15 protein-coding genes are annotated in these 16,577 nt (G+C 59.4%); 9 read left to right on the top strand and 6 right to left on the bottom strand.

Features of this window, described 5'->3' with window-relative positions:
- Positions 1 to 212: 212 nt before the first annotated feature.
- Entirely contained in the window at positions 213 to 395 is a 183-nt protein-coding gene (locus NF876_RS18810) for a hypothetical protein (protein WP_262270249.1), read from the bottom strand.
- A gap of 42 nt (positions 396 to 437) precedes the next feature.
- On the opposite strand from NF876_RS18810, the gene NF876_RS18815 reads away from it, so the two are divergent.
- Positions 438 to 725, top strand: a complete 288-nt coding sequence (locus NF876_RS18815) for a peptidoglycan-binding domain-containing protein (protein ID WP_262270245.1) — start codon at positions 438 to 440, stop codon at positions 723 to 725.
- A 53-nt stretch (positions 726 to 778) separates the two neighbouring features.
- On the opposite strand, the gene vapC is transcribed toward NF876_RS18815, so the two are convergent.
- Both vapC and NF876_RS18825 read right to left on the bottom strand, forming a co-directional pair.
- Positions 779 to 1,192, bottom strand: coding sequence for a type II toxin-antitoxin system tRNA(fMet)-specific endonuclease VapC (gene vapC / locus NF876_RS18820; RefSeq protein WP_262270192.1), 414 nt, complete (start codon positions 1,190 to 1,192; stop codon positions 779 to 781).
- Complete coding sequence (locus tag NF876_RS18825) at positions 1,192 to 1,410, bottom strand: antitoxin (protein WP_262270193.1); 219 nt, start codon at positions 1,408 to 1,410, stop codon at positions 1,192 to 1,194. Before NF876_RS18825 ends, vapC begins: the two co-directional genes overlap by 1 nt.
- 170 nt (positions 1,411 to 1,580) lie before the next feature.
- On the opposite strand from NF876_RS18825, the gene NF876_RS18830 reads away from it, so the two are divergent.
- The 3 genes from NF876_RS18830 (at position 1,581) to NF876_RS18840 (ending at position 5,068) form a co-directional block, all read left to right on the top strand.
- Entirely contained in the window at positions 1,581 to 2,132 is a 552-nt protein-coding gene (locus NF876_RS18830; protein ID WP_262270194.1) for a calcium-binding protein, read from the top strand.
- 263 nt (positions 2,133 to 2,395) lie between these two features.
- On the top strand, positions 2,396 to 3,763 hold the full coding sequence (locus NF876_RS18835) for a calcium-binding protein (protein WP_262270195.1): 1,368 nt from the start codon (positions 2,396 to 2,398) through the stop codon (positions 3,761 to 3,763).
- A 630-nt stretch (positions 3,764 to 4,393) separates the two neighbouring features.
- Positions 4,394 to 5,068 (top strand): NUDIX hydrolase, encoded by a 675-nt coding sequence (locus tag NF876_RS18840; RefSeq protein WP_262270196.1) that lies wholly within the window; start codon positions 4,394 to 4,396, stop codon positions 5,066 to 5,068.
- Here the strand turns inward: NF876_RS18840 and NF876_RS18845 are convergent.
- Positions 5,037 to 6,458 (bottom strand): mannose-1-phosphate guanylyltransferase/mannose-6-phosphate isomerase, encoded by a 1,422-nt coding sequence (locus NF876_RS18845; protein WP_262270246.1) that lies wholly within the window; start codon positions 6,456 to 6,458, stop codon positions 5,037 to 5,039. The two genes, NF876_RS18840 and NF876_RS18845, sit on opposite strands and share 32 nt — an antisense overlap.
- Positions 6,459 to 6,786: 328 nt before the next feature.
- Between NF876_RS18845 and NF876_RS18850 the strand changes: the two genes are divergently transcribed.
- The 5 genes from NF876_RS18850 to NF876_RS18870 all read left to right on the top strand — a co-directional run bounded on the left by NF876_RS18850 (position 6,787) and on the right by NF876_RS18870 (position 12,518).
- Positions 6,787 to 7,887, top strand: a complete 1,101-nt coding sequence (locus NF876_RS18850) for a glycosyltransferase family 4 protein (protein ID WP_262270197.1) — start codon at positions 6,787 to 6,789, stop codon at positions 7,885 to 7,887.
- A 107-nt stretch (positions 7,888 to 7,994) separates the two neighbouring features.
- Positions 7,995 to 9,401, top strand: a complete 1,407-nt coding sequence (locus NF876_RS18855; RefSeq protein ID WP_262270198.1) for a glycosyltransferase family 4 protein — start codon at positions 7,995 to 7,997, stop codon at positions 9,399 to 9,401.
- A 181-nt stretch (positions 9,402 to 9,582) separates the two neighbouring features.
- Positions 9,583 to 10,431 (top strand): ABC transporter permease, encoded by an 849-nt coding sequence (locus NF876_RS18860; protein ID WP_262270199.1) that lies wholly within the window; start codon positions 9,583 to 9,585, stop codon positions 10,429 to 10,431.
- Positions 10,432 to 10,436: 5 nt separating this feature from the next.
- Complete coding sequence (locus NF876_RS18865; protein ID WP_262270200.1) at positions 10,437 to 11,243, top strand: ABC transporter ATP-binding protein; 807 nt, start codon at positions 10,437 to 10,439, stop codon at positions 11,241 to 11,243.
- Between the two features lie 273 nt (positions 11,244 to 11,516).
- Positions 11,517 to 12,518, top strand: coding sequence for a glycosyltransferase family 4 protein (locus tag NF876_RS18870; protein ID WP_262270201.1), 1,002 nt, complete (start codon positions 11,517 to 11,519; stop codon positions 12,516 to 12,518).
- A gap of 118 nt (positions 12,519 to 12,636) precedes the next feature.
- Here NF876_RS18870 and NF876_RS18875 read toward each other — a convergent pair whose 3' ends face one another.
- Entirely contained in the window at positions 12,637 to 15,939 is a 3,303-nt protein-coding gene (locus tag NF876_RS18875) for a glycosyltransferase family 4 protein (protein ID WP_262270202.1), read from the bottom strand.
- 17 nt (positions 15,940 to 15,956) lie between these two features.
- A complete protein-coding gene (locus tag NF876_RS18880; RefSeq protein WP_262270203.1) occupies positions 15,957 to 16,541 on the bottom strand; it encodes a hypothetical protein in 585 nt (194 codons plus the stop codon).
- Positions 16,542 to 16,577: the final 36 nt, after the last annotated feature.

A 16,577-nucleotide genomic window follows, 5' to 3' on the forward strand; every position in this document is an offset into this window, starting at 1 on the left:
GTCAGTTGCTGATCTACACCGTCTGGCCCGACGTGAATTCTGTCGCTTGCAAGGTCAACCCGAGATGATTGTCAGCTTCTTTCGCCACGCAGGCCTCTCTGTTGCAGGCCTTCCGTGAAGATCATTAGTAAGATGAGACCGAGGCCAGCGTGACGAACCGTCTGATCATAGCCGCGGCGGTGGCAGGGTGGGTTCTCTTCGGCTATTCGGTCCTAGGGCCGGGATCCTCTGGCGCTGATGTGCAGACTGAGATTGGACGTCTGCGTCATGCTGCTGAAACGAACACCGCAGACCGTGATGCTCTTGCTGCCGAACTGGAGAGGTTCAAGGATGAGTACAAGGATCTGCAGCACATTCAAAGGCAGGTCGCTGCTGCCATCCAGGAACTGAAGCATCTTGAGTATCTTCGAGCTCGCGTCAGCGGCGAGATCGATACGATGCGCCCTCAGCCTTCAAGAGCGACATCCCAAGCATCACCCCCAGTCGAGGCACCCGAACCTCCTGCTGTAGAGAGCCTCCCTCTGACAAAGGAGGACATCAGCAACGCGCAGGAGGCGCTGACAAGGCTAGGATACGGGGTCTTGAAGGCGGATGGCGTACTTGGGCTTGGGACACGCCGAGCCATCGAAGCCTTCCAGCAAAGGCGGGGGTTACCCGTGACGGGACGGCTTGGGGCCGATACTCTGAGAGCAATCAGAGACAACCGAGCGTCCGCGCAGCCATGATCTCCGGAATGGTCCGGTTGGCTTAACTGGCTCTTGCCGAGCCATCGTTTGGACTAAGGCTGTGCCCAGTTCTCGATCGTGAGCCCCTCCACACGCCTGAATTCGCGCTCGTTGTTAGTAACAAGTGTCAGTCCGAGGCTTTGCGCGTGGGCAGCGATCCAGAGATCATTGTTTCCGATCAACTCGCCTCGGGCAGCCAAGTCCGATCGGATGGTGCCGTAGGACTGCGCCACTTCAATCGCCATAGGGATAACCGGGATCAAGGCTGTCAGCTCGTCCAAAATCAATATGGCACTGTGTCGGTCAGGGCTCTTATGAACGCCATAGGCCAACTCACCGTAGGTGATAACCGAAATGGCAGTCGAGCCTGGAGGCAGAAGCTTAAAGCGGTCCAGCACGGTTTGAGGACGCTGGCGGCGGATGTAGATGCAGATATTCGTGTCGAGGAGATACCTGGGCTGGTCCATCAGAGTCCCTCGCGCTCCTGCGGCGGACCATCCTCGCGCTCAATGTCTGGGAGATCACATAGGAGTTCAAATGCCCGGGCCAGCGTCTTGGGCTTCTCTCGCAACACAATCTCATCGCCGCGGCGGAAGATCTCGACCTCGTCACTGTTGAGGCGAAACTGCTTGGGCAGTCGGACGGCCTGGCTGTTGCCAGACCGAAAAACTTTGGCAGTGGCCATCGCGCCCTCCGTATATACTAGATTGTATATACGATACCCGCCTCAGACTTCAAGTCGGATCACCGTTAGTGGGAGGCCAACAGAGCTTGGCCCCACTGCTCTCGATTGTCTCCTTTTTGGGACGCCTCCATGCGGGACAACACTGCACATTAGGGACACGTCTCACGGCCGTGACACTCTACCGTGAAGGCGAGAATGACCGGATCTACGGAGACGATGGGAATGATGCCATCGGCGGGAATGACGGCCATGACAGGATTGACGGCGGATTAGGCAATGATCGGATCTATGGAGACGCCGGCAAGGATCAACTCCGCGGGAACGAGGGTAAGGACCAGATCAGCAGCCTTGCTGACAATGATCGCCTGTATGGCGGTGCAGGAAACCACGTGTTGAGCGGCGACTCCGGCAGGGATTTGTTCTACTTCACGGAGGCACTTGACGGACGCAGGAATGTTGATCGTATCTCCGACTTCAACGTGGCGGACGATACGGTCAGGCTCGACGATGCCGTGCTGACGGGTTTCGCCCGGGGCGTGTTAAGCGCGGACGCCTTCACGAGCGGCGGCCAAGCAACGGATGCCGCCGATCGGATCATCCACGACAGTCGGTCGGTCAATCTCTACTACGACAGCGATGGCGCCGGATCCGCAGCCCAGATCCGCTTCGCGAACCTTGGAGCGCACGTCCAGCTGACGAACAGCGACTTCGACATCGTTTGATCGGGCCAGTCCCAAGCTGAGCGGAATGGGCGGACGAGGCTCCGGCCATTCTTCTTCAGGTCCGATCTCTGTCCCTTTCGTCTCCTGCATGACCGGATCGGGCTCCATGCGCCGGATGCGCCTCCTGGCTCCGGATCCGCTCAGTTCAACCCCCGGGATGCCGATGGGCGCTCGGGTGACGGCGGGTCGCACGCGGAACATCATTGAACCCACTACGTTTTCGTCCTGCAACCGTCCAGCCACGGCTCACTTGGAGCACATCCATGCCAACAATCATCGCAATCGAGTCGACCGAAGCAACGGCTCGGGGTGTAGCGACACCCTTCCAGCACCTCTATCTGGTCAAGCGTGTCACGGACGACGCCGGCAATGTCGTCGAAGAGAAAGTCATTCGTGGCGGGCCGGGGTCGGGCGATCAACTGGTCACGATCGCGGATGTCGATCTGGCAAGGTCGCCGGATGCCCGCGGTTCGGACACCTTGGCTCAGCGGCATCATACCGTGCTCGACTTGCAGGGCCGGGATCCTGATGCGGTTTGGAACCTGATGGTGCAGCATGCCAACAACATCAACCGGGCCGATCTCGATTACAGCTTCGACATCATCGACGCCGTGAGTGGACCGGATCTCAACAGCAACACCGTGGTGGCTTCGGCCCTCCATACCATCGGCATCGATCTGGCGACCAATCTTCCGGACAACGTCTCGAGGCGGGAGGTCCCCCTGTATGATCAGGTCCGCGACATGCGCGTCGATGACCTCCTCGTGGGCGGGAGCCAACCCGATGTCATCTACGGAGGCGCCGGCCGAGATCGGATAGAGGCCGGGGACGGCGACAACCGCCTCTTCGGCGAGGCCGACAACGATGTGCTCATCGGCGGGTCCGGAAATGATGTTCTGGACGGCGGGAGCGGCACCGACCGCATGAAGGGCGGTCTCGGCGACGACCGCTATTACGTCGATGTGAGCACCGATAGGGTGATCGAAAAGGACGTCTCCCTGGCCGGCGGGATTGACCGTGTGGTGAGCGCCATCGGTCTAAACCTTCTTAAGATCGCGGATCTGGCCGGCGTGGAGCAGCTCGCCCTGCGCGGATCCGACGACGTCGATGGGCGCGGAAACCTTCTTGATAACACTCTCATCGGCAACCGAGGCGACAACGTTTTGTCCGGCAATGCCGGCGACGACATCCTGTCAGCCCACGCCGGCAATGACGATCTGCGGGGCGGCGACGGCAATGACAACCTTCGCGGCGGAGACGGGAAGGATATCCTCAACGGCGGCGGCGGCCGGGACATCCTGTCAGGGGATGCCGGCCGGGACACGTTCGTGTTCGCAAACGTTTCCGACAGCCGACCCGGTCCTGTCTCGAGCGATGTCATCCTTGATTTCAGCACCGCCGACACCATCGATCTGCATGGGATCGATGCCAGCACGGCGGCGTCCGGAAACCAGGCCTTCGCGTTCATAGGGTCCGCCGCCTTTTCGGGGGCAGGTCAGCTTCGCTACGAGCTCGATGGATTCGGCAACACGATCGTCCAAGCCGACGTGAACGGAGACCTCACAGCGGACTTCCAGGTCGTTCTGCAGGGTTATACCCGGCCGCTCTCGGGCGGCGACTTCATCCTGTGATCCTGGCCGCCTCTGGTCTGATCAGATCCACCCATCGGCTTCCGATGAGGTCGTTCTGATCAGACACCCGGAATAGCACGATCGTCGTTGCTGGGTTGAAATGCCGTTGCATCGACTGCCCGCTTGAGCGCTCCATCGGTCGAGCAAGGGCGGTTGATTCATATTCTTTGACCAGAGGTGTGATGCGAGGCGGATGCTGGATTGCCGCCAACGTTTGCCTTATCGAGCCGAGGGCGCGGATGCTCAAGCAGAACGGTGACGACCCGAGGAGCCCTCGCTCCGCCCAGCAACCGGATGATGGCGACCGAGCCGACAGGGCCGTGCGGCAGAACACCGACCCCATCGCCGTTCATGGCTCCACGCCCCACGACCGTAAGGGAAAGTAAGATCCTGAAGGGGTCTGACGTCGGATGGGATCGCTTGCGGCTGGAAGGGTTCCGTATCCGATCGGCTCGGCGACCGTGCCCTGGTGGTTTGAACGTCCGCTCGTCCATGTCCTCATGGCTGACGTAGACACACGAGCGTGACCTTGGAATGGATTCGCGTCTTGTGTTGATCGCACGGTTGACGCTAAGCCTTTCAGTCATTTGCCCCGCTGAAAGACAGCCTTCAACCTTCGAGGCGACAGCCATGAAATGGACGGTAACCCGGTCCCGCAGAATCCTTCACGATCGGTGGATATCGCTTCGGGCGGACGACTGCGTCACGCCTTCAGGCGTCGAGATCGCACCGTTCTACGTGCTTGAATACCCGGATTGGGTTCATGTCGTGGCGATCGATGCCGAGGATCACGTCCTTCTCGTACGGCAATATCGGCACGGCTATGGCGATTCCACCCTCGAGCTTCCCGGCGGCGTGATGGACGCGGCCGACAAGGATCCGGTCACGGCGGCCGCTCGCGAGCTGATGGAGGAAACCGGCTACAGCGCTGAGAACCTCCGGCTTCTGGCGAGCCTCTCGCCGAACCCTGCGACCCACACGAACCGCGTTCACGTTGTTCTGGCGCAACCTGCTCGTCATGTCGGACCGGCGACCCCGGAGCCCAGCGAGAATATCACTCTCGTCCGCGTCCCCGCGGCCGAGGCGGCCGCAATGGCCCTACGAGGGGAACTTGGCCCATGCCCAGCATGTGGGGCTCCTGCTCATCGCGTTGCAAGCGGCCGATCTGCTCTAGCGACTCGCCTGCGACCGCCCCCGCGACGAAAAGCAAGGCGCCACCGCGCTTCCAGCTCCGCACGGACATCTGCGCGGAGCTGCCAACAGCGCAATCGTGCTATCGCCCGTAGACGTCTTCAACGCGGATGATATCGTCCTCGCCCGTGTAGCTGCCGACCTGAACTTCGATGAGCTCGAGCGGAATGCGGCCCGGGTTTGTGAGACGGTGGACCGCGCCGATCGGGATGTACACGGACTCGTTTTCGTGGAGCATCACCACATCCTGATTGACCACGACTTCGGCGGTGCCGCGCACCACCACCCAGTGCTCGGCGCGATGATGATGCTTCTGCAGCGACAGGCGTCCGCCGGGCTGAACCATGATGCGTTTGACCTGGAAGCGGTCCCCCCTGTCGATTCGCTGATACCATCCCCAAGGGCGGTACATGCGGATGTGCTCGGATGCCTCCGGACGCTGCTTGGCGCGCATGGAGACAACCAGCTCCTTCACCATCTCCGAGCGGTTGCGGGAGGTGACGAGCACAGCATCAGGCTTCGCGACTACGACAATGTCATCGATCCCGACCACGGTCGTGAGAATGTCGTCGCTGTGCACGAGGCTGTTGCGCGCCTCAACCACTTCCACATTCCCCCGCAGAGCATTTCCCGCCTCATCCCGCGGCGAAGCGTCCCACAGAGCTCCCCACGAGCCGATATCGGACCAGGAGAACGAAACCGGCAGGACCCCTGCTCGCTCGGTACGCTCCATGACCGCATAGTCGATCGAAGTCTTAGGGGCCCGCTTGAATGCTTCTTCGTTCAGACGGACGAAGTCGAGGTCGGTGGCTGCGCTCTCGAGTGCCTGCCGCGCGGCCGCCAGGATATCCGGCTGGAAGCGCTCCAGCTCCTCGAGCATGACGTCTGCCCTGAACATGAAGTTTCCACTGTTCCAGAGGAAACCTTGGTCGATATAGCTCTGTGCCGTTTCCGAGTTCGGCTTTTCGACAAAGCGGTCGACCCGGAATGCCTCAGTGCCCTTGAGGGCCTTGCCGGGCTGGATGTACCCATAGCTCGTTGCAGGGTACTGAGGGACTACGCCCAGGGTCATGATATAGCCTTGGCGAGCTGGCTCGAAGGCGGCCCGGCAGGACGCCGCGAAGGCGGCCGGATCGTCGATGACGTGATCGGCCGCGATGACCAGAACGACCGTCTCCGGATGGATCCGTGCTGCATGGCAGGCCGCAACCGCGATAGCGGCCGCTGAATCCCGCTGAATGGGCTCAAGAATGATGTCGGCTTTAGCGCCAATCTGCGCCAGCTGCTCGGCGGCAATGAACCGGACGTCGTTGCTGGAGACGATGGCGGGGCGAAGGAAAAGATCCGGGGAGGTCACCCGCTCAACAGCAGTCTGGAAGGTGGAGTGCTCCCCCAGCAGGTTGATGAACTGCTTGGGCATGCTGTCGCGCGACGCCGGCCACAGCCGCGTTCCGGAGCCACCGCACATAATTACGGGTAGGATGTGATTGCTGCCCTCGCTCATCGTTAGTCCTTCTTCCTGCATATTGCGCCTCCTAAACAGCCGGTGCGCTGGCGTCAACTCGGCAGATACGCTATTGCAGATTTGGTCGCAGGGGATCGGAAGCTCCTCGTGAGCCTCGAGTAAAACCCCATGGAAGGAAGATACAGCCCATTGAGGGCCGTCACTCTGGGAAATACCATTTTACCATAGAAGCGCGAGGAGAATTCTACTTGCCAATTACTTGCTATAGGATTGTGATCTCAATAATGTTGATTGTATTCTTCCTGAGAGCTCTCACTGTACAATGATGAATAAGTCTCAAAGCATATCTCCTAAGACGGATTTTAGAGTGGCTCTTCATTACTGGGGCCGCCGGGGAGGAGGATCACAAGTAACGTTACATCTTGCTCGCCACCTTGTTTCGCGGACATCTGACCTTAAAGTCTTCCTAGCACTAGCGCAGCACAACAGTGAGATGAACAGATTCAGAGCGAGCGGGCTTCACATTTTAAGCTTCTCGCGCCCGGATCTGCGCAATCTTTGGCGGAAGGCCTGGGCTCTGCCGCGGGAGTTAAGTCGCCAGGCCGACGCAATGGCAGCGCTCAAGCCGGATGCGGTGATCATGACGATGAACTCGCCTTTCGCATGGCCCTTCATCCACCTACTGCGGAGGCGACAGCTCAGAGTAATCTATGTCGCTCATGACGCCGAACCCCATCCGGGCGACTACGCCCAGCTCTGGCAGCGCGTGACGCAGGCCCTGCTGATCAAAAATGCCGACCGGGTTGTCGCCCTGTCGGGCAATGTCTCGCGACGCCTTGCGGAGAGGGATCCGGCGTCGGCGAGCAAGACGTCCACGATCCCGCTTGAAGCCTTCTATCCCACCAGACGATCCCTGCTGTCGGAGCGGCGATCGACCGAGGGACCCGTGCGTCTCCTTTTTTATGGCCGCCTCCTCCCATACAAGGGCCTAGACCTGCTCATCCAAGCGTTGGGTCCTTTGAAAGGCGATTCTCGGTGGCGATTAACCCTTGCCGGCTCCGGCCCTCTGGAGTCCGAGGTGAGACGAGCGTTCGCCGAATGGCCTCAGGTTGATCTGGAGCTTGGGTGGATCCCAGACCAGCGAATGGACGAACTCTTCTCAAGCCATCATCTGCTGCTCTGCCCTTATAAAGAGGCCAGCCAGTCGGGGGTCATCGCCGAAGCCCTGTCCTGGGCCTTACCAAGCCTTGTCATGCCGGCAGGTGCCTTGCCTGAACAAATCGGCTATGGAATTGCCGGGCTCGTCGCGCGGACCGGGGACGCAGAGGGCTTCCGTGACGCCCTAACGTCTGTTCTTGACGCACCGGAGGTGCTGGCTCCCCTATCCCAAGGGTCCGTCGCGCTTCTGGCTGAGCGCCAGAGCCAGGACGATTGGCTCAAGCTGATCAAAGCCACTGCTCATCGATAAACATCGTCCGGGGGCGCCGTTCGACTGACGCGGAGCCGCGGCCTGGAGCCGGGGGCCCGCAGATCAGCTCGATAAAGGCGATGGCGCTCCGGATGCTCATACGATAGATGACCGGAAATATTCAACGAAATGGCTTGAGCGGGATTTGGAAGCATATGGCGGGACAGGGCGTACTAATCGACGGTTCACAGTTTCTCAGCAAGACCGCCACCGGAATTGGTTCCTATGGGCGGACACTGACCCGAACTTTACGGACGCTGGGCATGCCTGTGACCGTGCTCTATGGTCGGAGCACACATGTGTCACGCCGAGCTTCGCCGCAAAACCTTGCTACCCAAGTCTTCGGAAGCGAGCTGCCCCCTGAGCGGCGATTGATCCGGGCGCTTCGGAATGCGCCGTTTCTTGCCCGTTCCCTTGTCGGGCTGACCCGAGCCGTCCGCCCGGATAGGGTTTCGACTGAGGGCGTCGATCTCGAGGCCTTTGAGCCCCCCCTGCCGACGGTTGACCATGTTCTCAATGCCTCCCGGATCTATGATCGTGCACATCTGCACTTCACGCTGAAGGAGCGACTTCTGGAAGTGGTGGCACCGGGAGGAATCGAGCTGGCCCATTGGACGGGGCCGATGGCGCTGAAAGCCAAGGGCATACCCAACGTCTACACGCTGCACGACCTCATTCCGATCCAGTTCCCCTATTTCATTGTCGACCGGGGCGGTCTCTCTTATCGGCTTCACACCGCCATTGCACGGGAAGCCGACCACATTATTACGGTGTCAGAGGCTTCCAAGCACCATATCGTCGACCTGCTAAAAATCCCGGAAGATCGTGTGAGCGTGACCTACCAGCCGGCTCCAAGTCTGGCCAGGCTTGAAAGGCCCGATGCAGAACGTTTGGTCGAGACGATCTATGGGGCCGAGCCCGGCAACTATGCTCTCTTCCTGGGAGCGATCGAGCCCAAGAAGAACCTGAAGCGCCTGATTGAGGCGTTCCTGATGGCCAATCCGGGCATCCCGCTGCTCCTTGCAGGACCAAAAGGCTGGCTCAACAAGGACGACTTAGAGCTTATTCAAACCGTCAGTGCTCGCCAGTCACTGGTGCGGCAGCTCGGCTATCTGCCGAGACGGCACGTGACAGCCTTGTTGCAATGTGCACGGTTTTTCGCCTTTCCTTCCATTTACGAAGGCTTTGGGCTACCGGTGCTGGAGGCTATGCAGCTTGGCGTTCCAGTGCTGACCTCCAACACGAGCTCGCTTCCTGAAGTCGCGGGTGACGCGGCAGTGCTGGTCAATCCACTGGACATCAATCAGCTGACGAAGGGCATCCGTGCCCTGAGCAACGACCCGGACCTGCGAAGCGAGCTCACGTTACGCGGTCCACAGCAAGCCGCTAAATTCTCCGACGAGATATACCGACATAGATTGACTGAGGCTTACAGAAAAGTTGGCATTTCCCTGCCCCGAACGGCGCAACAGCCCCAAGTTGTGCAATCGGCGGGGGCGCACGTCCCCGTCTGAGGTACGGTGTATGATCCTACGGCAGGCATGAGGCGGGTGGTTAGTGTTCCTGTTTCGAACTCCGGTGAGTCAACATTTTGGGGAACCATTCCAACACCGCTGCGACCATTTTATGGTTGACTCCGGAACGTGAGGGGGCGCATCTGCGGCCCCTACAGACCCGAAATTCAGCCCTGAGACAATGAGCGCCAATCCGGCCCTACGAATGATGGACAAAACAGTTGCAGGCCCGGCCGCCGGTCGGACAATGGGGCAGCGTGCTCTCGACGACCTGATGATTGGGATTAAAAGCTGGTGGCTCTGGAACACCATGGCCTGGCAAGACATCCGGCAGGCCTATCGTGGATCCGTCCTCGGCCCCTTCTGGCTCACGATCAGCATGGGCATCATGGTGGGTGCTCTTGGCGTTCTCTATTCCGCCATCTTCAAGATGGAGATCACGATATTCCTGCCCTATCTCGCCCTTGGCTTTCTGTTTTGGGGCCTGATCTCATCTCTCATCACGGACGGGACGTCAGCGTTCGTGAAAGCCGAGGGCATCCTCCTCCAGGTGCGGATGCCCATGACGGTGCATGTGCTTCGGAGCGTGGCGCGGAACTTCATCATCTTCCTGCACAACTGCATCATTGGTTTCGCAGTCTTACTTCTCTTCTCTGTACCTCAATCACTTTATAGTTTTGTCAGCCTCGTCGGGTTAGCTTTCATCCTACTGAACGGCTTCTGGGTCACGCTGCTCTTTGGAATGTTCTGCACCCGATTCCGAGACATCGGGCCGATCGTCTCAAGCCTCGTCCAGATTGTTTTCTTCATGACCCCTATCATCTGGATGCCGGAAGCCTTGGGTGAGTACTTCTGGGTGATGTACCTGAATCCGGCTTACGCCTTTATCGAGATTGCCCGCGGCCCCCTGCTCGGCCACACGGTACCTCTGCCGGTTTGGGCAATGGCGGTTGGCGTCACGCTGCTCGGCTACCTCGTCACATTCTTGTTCTTTGCCCGGTTCCGTGCTCGTATTCCGTTCTGGGTCTAACCACAATGTCCTCCATCACCCTCTCGAATGTCAGTCTGCAGTTCCCGCTCTACCGCGACAGTAGCCGCTCGTTGAAGCGCAGCCTGCTCGCAGCCGGAAGGGCCATGTCGCGGGCGCGGAACATTTCCACCGAAGGGTCCCATGCCGTCATCAAGGCATTGAGCAATGTATCCTGCCGTATTGAGCACGGAGAGCGGATTGGTCTGATTGGCACCAATGGTGCCGGAAAGAGCACTCTCCTGCGGTTGCTTGCTGGGATCTATGAACCTACTGAGGGCAGTGTCGAGATCGACGGGCGCGTGAACGCTCTGCTGAATATCGGGATCGGCTCGGACCTGGACGCCACAGGCTATGAGAACATCCTCTTGCGTGGCCTCTACATGGGTCTATCCCCTGCCGAAACCAGGAAACTCGCGCCGTCGATTGCAGAGTTCACCGAACTGGGGGACTTTTTGCACGTTCCAGTTCGCACCTACTCGGCCGGCATGGCCATGCGACTGTCCTTCGCAATTGCAACGGCGTCTCACCCGGACATCCTGCTTATGGACGAGTGGATTATGGCAGGCGACAAGCGCTTTCTCGACAAGGCTCGGGAGCGGATCGACAGCTTTGTATCCCGCTCGCAGATCCTCGTTCTTGCCTCCCACTCGCCAGCCATCCTTGCCCAATGGTGCACTCGTCTGATCTGGATGGACAGCGGATCCATCGTCATGGAAGGAGAAACGGACGCAGTTCTGAAGCGGTACGAGATGGAAGAAGCGCCCGCTTCTGCTCAGCCAGACCTGCAATCCGCTGAACCGTTGGTCTCTTAGCTCGCTTGGAGTGATCAAGACGCACCTCTTCCTGCGGTAAGTGGAGTACGGATGCGAAATCCCCTCTTGCGCTTCGCCCATCGCCAGATCTGGCAACGCCTGCCGCGGAGCACGAGGCGGGCGGCCCTGGTGCAGGGATCGAAATGGCTCGCGCCGAGGATCACGCCACAAGCCAAGCCTGGGGCGCCCATCATCGTGGTCGGCCCTCTGCGAGCCGCCTCGGGCTTGGGAGAAGGCGCACGAGTATGCCATGAGGCTATCCGGATGGCAGGGTTGCCCGTCTACGGCATTGATCTGTCCCGCGCACTTCTCAACGATGTGGCCTACAAGGACTTTGCCTTTGAGGACGGGCGAAAGGTTCTTGGCTCCGGCACGATCTTCCTCCATGTGGGCGGGCCGTTCGTACCACTCGCCCTTCTTCATCTCGGTCGGAAACTGATCAGAGACAAATGGATCGTGGCCCACTGGGTTTGGGAATTGCCCCAAGTCCCTTCTGAATGGCGCCAGGGTCTACCGTTCGTGCATGAGTTATGGGCTCCAAGCCGGTTTGCCGCCGAAGCCTTTCGAACGATTGCGAGCGACCGCCCTATTCACGTGCTTCACCATCCTATGAACCCTCCTCCCAGGTGGCCCCGCAACCCGGATCCGGACGGAAAGTCTCCTTTCACGGTACTTGTCATCCTCAACATAGCTTCGAGCTTTGAGCGTAAGAACCCCTGCGCCGCGATCAAGGCCTTCCGACGAGCATTCGGCGACGACCCGGGAGCACATCTTATTGTAAAGTACGTAAATTCCTTCGCTTATCCTGAAGCCGTCGACCTCATGAACCAGGCGGCAGAGGGCGCGGAGAACATCACCTTCCTGGGCGCCACGCTGGATGCAGCCGGAGTCGACGATCTGTACGCCCAGGCCGACGTCGTGCTGTCCCTGCATCGCGCGGAGGGATTCGGACTGGTCGTAGCCGAGGGCATGTTAAGAGGAATCCCCGTCGTTGCGACCGACTGGTCAGGCAGCACGGATTTTCTGACCCCTGACACCGGCATGCCAGTGGGCTACACATTGGTCCCTGCACATGATCCTCAGGATACCTATGAGTATCCCGGGATCCACTGGGCAGACGCCGATATTGGCCAAGCCGCCGAGGCTCTCAAGGCGCTGCGGGCGGATCCTGATCTCCGTTTCCGCCTCGGGATGGCTGCACGATCTCGTGCGATAAAGCTTTTTTCCCCCAAGAGTTATGCCGAGCGAGCGAAGAAGCTCCTCGCGTTGAGGTAATCTGGGATCGCAAACAAGCCGCTCGCGCATGACCCTGCGAGCCTCGAATATTCCACGCATAGAGCCGCAGTAGCGGAGTAGTCCGTGCCTCGCTTCGCGACTGAGTGGATCAACGGGACTAGGCCCGGGCTTCAGTACGCACCTGATGGTGACTTGGATCCTGCTCACTCGTCCTTTGGGTGCCCACAGGTCTCCTCTCGTCAGGCCAAGACGCGTACCAGTTCCGCCGCACCAGAAGATCCTTCAAGCCCTCGGCACTTTGAGCCCAGGTGAGCCACGGCATCTCATCGGATCGCGGGTGGCGGCTCTCACGGTATAAAACAAGCCAAGCCTTCACGGCACCAGCAAGGTCGCCCGGCTCACGTCCGGCGAAATAGCTCGCATGCTCGCCGGCCACTTCATGGAACACCGGGATATCCCGCGCCAGGATGGGAATCCGGTGCCGCGCAGCCTCGATCAGGGGAAGGCCGAAGCCCTCGCCCTCTGAGGCGGCAATCAAACAGGCCGAAGCAGCGTAGATCTTCTCCAGATACTCATCGCTGATACCATCCAGCCACAGCAACCGCTTGTTGAACTCAGGGTGCCCTCGCAGTGCCGCGGCAGTCTCGTCGACATTCCATCCCTGTTTTCCGACAATGGTCAGGTTGACGTCTGCCCCATCTCTCCAGAGCTGATCGAATGCTTTCAAGAGTTGAACGTAACCCTTCCGCGGCTCGACAGTGCCAACCGAGAGGAAACTGGGACGTGCAGCGAGTGAGGCGAGAACCTCGTCGCCCCGCTCCGGAATACCTCGGGTTGGAACACTCATGTCGATGTCGGCTCCGAGGTGGAACCAACCTATGCGTAATGGGCGCATGCGCGATGCCGCGCCATTTGCGTTCAACCACTCGACCAGTTCATCGGCGACAGAACGAGATATGCAGATGATGCCGTCCGAATGCCTCGCCAGAACCGATAGCCACCGGGTGTGCTGCTCCAGCGTCGATTTGGGGAATGCATGTGGGAGGAAAATCGGCAACAGATCATAGATGACGAAGTAGACCGTACCTCCGATCCTTCGCAGAGAAGAATAGAAATCCTGCTGACCGGCAGCGACGTCTCGCTGCAGATCAAGGCCGAGAAAGATATCGCCCGGTCTTGTCTCCACGACCGCATCATCTAAATGCTCAGTTGTCCGATTGAGGAACCGCAAGGTAAATTTTCTAGCGTAGCGATATCCGGGCTTGTTCGGGTAGGCGTATACCGGTTCCACCCGGTACCCGTTCGGCGGATTTGTCAGCAACTCCTTTAAGATGCTGCGTGTCACGCGCTGAATGCCAGTGCCCACGTCGCGCTGAACCAATTCTGAGATGTCAACGAGTATACGGCGTGTGCGGTCTGAAGATGGCGTGTTGTGGGCGATGGCCCGAGCGGCAGACAGCCAGTCTCTCTCGCTTTCGTAATCAGGATCGACGGCAGTGATCGCAGCTACAGCCCGGAGTCTGAGTGCTTCGACGCTGCTCCTTGCGAAAGACTCGATGGCCGCAAAGTATCGATCAGCTCGTTCCGGCGGCGCTATGGAACAATTCGTCTCTCCCGACCCGCTCTCGGCGGGAATGACTACCCACCCATCGGCAAGATGGTCGCCAAGGTACTGACGTGCCTGTTTCATGGTCTCGTCAGTGCAGCAGATGACTCCGATCGCATTCCGGAAAACCGAGACGCCAATTGGATGCTTCCATGGGAGGCGGGACGCCTCGATGGTTTGAGCCTCGTCACTCAGCGCCGTATAGCCGCGCGCGTAGTAGAGGTCCTCCTCAGGATATTGCGGATGGGCATCATTCGGACGCTGATCTTCGGGCGTTTCGGCACGCCAACAATCATGCAGAGCGATAACACCCGGATGCCGGAGTGCCAGATCGATGATCTGAGCATAAGCCTGGGGATCTCCGAAGTCATAGAGGATCCGATCGTACTGGCCTGCATTCTTGTCGAACCAACCCATGCTTCTGATCGGGCCATTCTCCTCGACCCAGGGGGGGGCACCGCCTGGTTGATCTGTCACGACATCGATCTCGTAATGACGAGCCAGGCCAGCCACGAGGTCGGAGTTCCGATTGTGACCTTCCTTCTCAGCGAGCGAAGGCGACACATAGGCAAGACGCAGCCGCTTCAGATCCGGCGTTTCCGAGACGCCCCTCCTCTCGGCACCTTCTTGACTGGCATTCCTTCGATCATACGCGGCTTCAAAAGCATCCCACGTCCGGCTGGCGCATTCCCTCCAGGTGAACTTCTGCGCCTGTGTCAGCCCATGCCCCGAAAGGCTTCTGCGATAGTCTTCGTCGGTGAGGGCCTGATGCAGCCGGCCGGCGAGATCCCTCTCGTCCCTGGGATCGAACAGCGCATCGGAGCGGCCGATGATCTCGGATATACCCGGCAGGTTGGCGCCCACTGTCGCAGTGCCACACTGCATTGCCTCTAGCCCGGCCATCCCGAAACCGGAGCTCAGCCCAGGAAGGCAGAATGCGCTGGCGAGATTGTACAGTTCACAGAGATCGCTATTCCGAACAAGCGGTGCAACAACAATGGAGTCGTGGGCCAGACCCAGTTGCTCCATCTGCTGGCGCAATTGCAGGGATATCTCGTTCCGACTGATGCCAGTGACCAGGACCTGGTAGGAACGGCGCACTGCCTCATCCAACCTGGCATATGCCTTCAACAACGTTTCCAGCCCCTCTTGGGACGCAGCCGATCCCGCGCATAATAGGAACTGGCGGGTCACACCATACTGGTGGCGGACTGCCGGAGCGCGATTCTCGCTCAATCGCATTGGACGCAGATACTCTGGCGCCGCCATGGAAATGTTGACGACAGACTCCGAGGGCAGCGAAAGCCAACTCGCGCACTGCCGACGCGAGGCCTCCGATGGAGCAAGCCAGAGCCCCGCCTGACGGACAAAGCTCAACCTCGACTCAAGCCAGGCTTTGCGGTTCGTCTCGAGACCAGCCTGTTCATAAAATGGAACCACATCATGAAGCGCGAGAGCAGTGACAGGACTATCCGTCCGTGAAGCACCAGACACGATGACATCGTCATCGTAGCCCTGCATGAGGCTGGGTACGTACACCATGTCGGCCTTCAGTCCTGAGAGGAATGTCTCCCGCAGGATCTCTCCAGCTTTGTGTCGCCAACCATTCGCTGGGTCCATTTCAGCCATCGGGGTCGGAGCCTCCCAGACGACGATCTGCTCTTGCGGGAGCAAGCTGTCGAATGTCGCACGCAAAGCTTCGATAGTGTCCGGAAAAGCGCCGCTAAGTGCAATCAGAACCTCATGATCGCCGCCGCGTCGCACCAGGGCCTCAGTCATAGCCAGTGCATTACGACCGATTTCGCTGTGCTGGCTCGCGCCCTGTGCCACTTGCAAATCGATGACGAGCTTCATGCAAATTGCCTCACAACTTACCTGTTTTCCAAAGCCTGTTTACGGGCTCGCGTAAACTGCCGGTAAATGCGCTGCACCAGCTCCGGCTCCTCACTCGTGTTCAATTGATCAACGACAACCAGCTTTGTCATGACTGGGGCAACGCTTTTGGGCGAAGGTTTGCCCTCTATGGACGAGTACAGCGGCGAATGGCCTTCGACCGATTGCTGAAGGACCGACAATGATCCATTATCGCTGCTGGCGCGGCGTGAATGTTGCGAGCTGGCTGCATGTCCGTTTTTGGACCTCCTCGACCAAAGGTTGCTCAGATGCTCGATCGCCGAGCGCAACGGGGCAGTGAGTCTCCATGAACTGGAGGCGTAAATGGCCTCCAGCTCCAGCTTGAGAGACTTGATCTCCAGCTCTCGCGAAGCGATGATCTGCTGTTGAGCAGCGATTTCACGCGTGAGTGCGGCAGCAGTTCTCTCCCACTCACTCGCAGCTTGTGCAAACTCTCGATGCCGTGTTGCCGCACTGGCCTGTGTCGCCTCTAGGAGCTGTGACAACCGGGCAAGTTCTTCGAACTGCGCAGACCGTTCAGGCGGAAAGGGGTCTATAGTCATCACAGGCATCCCTTCAGGTTTCGAAGCGGAACCGGG

The organism is Microvirga yunnanensis (assembly GCF_025460875.1).

Coding starts and splice junctions, on each gene's coding strand:
- NF876_RS18810 (WP_262270249.1), bottom strand. CDS start 395: ATGCTTCAGTTCCTGGATGGCAGCAGCGACCTGCCTTTGAATGTGCTG.
- NF876_RS18815 (WP_262270245.1), top strand. CDS start 438: ATGCGCCCTCAGCCTTCAAGAGCGACATCCCAAGCATCACCCCCAGTC.
- vapC (WP_262270192.1), bottom strand. CDS start 1,192: ATGGACCAGCCCAGGTATCTCCTCGACACGAATATCTGCATCTACATC.
- NF876_RS18825 (WP_262270193.1), bottom strand. CDS start 1,410: ATGGCCACTGCCAAAGTTTTTCGGTCTGGCAACAGCCAGGCCGTCCGA.
- NF876_RS18835 (WP_262270195.1), top strand. CDS start 2,396: ATGCCAACAATCATCGCAATCGAGTCGACCGAAGCAACGGCTCGGGGT.
- NF876_RS18840 (WP_262270196.1), top strand. CDS start 4,394: ATGAAATGGACGGTAACCCGGTCCCGCAGAATCCTTCACGATCGGTGG.
- NF876_RS18845 (WP_262270246.1), bottom strand. CDS start 6,458: ATGAGCGAGGGCAGCAATCACATCCTACCCGTAATTATGTGCGGTGGC.
- NF876_RS18855 (WP_262270198.1), top strand. CDS start 7,995: ATGACCGGAAATATTCAACGAAATGGCTTGAGCGGGATTTGGAAGCAT.
- NF876_RS18860 (WP_262270199.1), top strand. CDS start 9,583: ATGAGCGCCAATCCGGCCCTACGAATGATGGACAAAACAGTTGCAGGC.
- NF876_RS18865 (WP_262270200.1), top strand. CDS start 10,437: ATGTCCTCCATCACCCTCTCGAATGTCAGTCTGCAGTTCCCGCTCTAC.
- NF876_RS18875 (WP_262270202.1), bottom strand. CDS start 15,939: ATGAAGCTCGTCATCGATTTGCAAGTGGCACAGGGCGCGAGCCAGCAC.
- NF876_RS18880 (WP_262270203.1), bottom strand. CDS start 16,541: ATGACTATAGACCCCTTTCCGCCTGAACGGTCTGCGCAGTTCGAAGAA.